The sequence below is a fragment of the Motilimonas pumila genome (assembly GCF_003596335.1).
GTDB lineage: Bacteria > Pseudomonadota > Gammaproteobacteria > Enterobacterales > CBDFNC01 > Motilimonas > Motilimonas pumila.
The window spans coordinates 1-502 of record NZ_QZCH01000187.1 but is presented as its reverse complement, the minus strand read 5'-3'; the positions used below and the strand labels follow the sequence as shown (position 1 = coordinate 502).

General features: G+C 67.5%; 1 protein-coding gene. It reads left to right on the top strand.

Annotation, left to right across the window (positions count from 1 at the left end):
* Positions 1 to 502 (top strand): DEAD/DEAH box helicase (locus D1Z90_RS21170; protein WP_147378847.1); only part of this gene is annotated, 502 nt, incomplete at both ends.

Sequence of the window (502 nt, the reverse complement as noted above, 5' to 3'; positions counted from 1 at the left end):
GCTGTCGCGCCGCGTCGACGTGCTGGTCGCCACCCCCGGCCGCCTGATCGATCACCTGAACTCGGGCCGCGTCAAACTCAACACCGTTCACACGGTGGTGCTGGACGAAGCCGACCGCATGCTGGACATGGGCTTCATCGAGGATATCGAAACCATCATCGGCCGCCTGCCGGCCGAACGCCAGACGCTGCTGTTCTCGGCCACCCTGGACGGCACCGTTGCCAAGCTGGCCGCGCGCATGATGCGCGATCCGCAGCGCATCGAGATCGCCGGCGCCAAGGAAAAGCACACCAACATCACGCAGAGCCTGCTGTACGCGGACGACGCCAGCCACAAGATGCAGCTGCTGGACCACGTCCTGCGCGACGCCTCGCTGGACCAGGCCATCGTCTTCACGTCGACCAAGCGCGGCGCCGATGATCTGGCCGACCGCCTGGCCGACCAGGGCTTTGCCGCCGCCGCCCTGCACGGCGACATGAACCAGCGCCAACGCACCCGCACG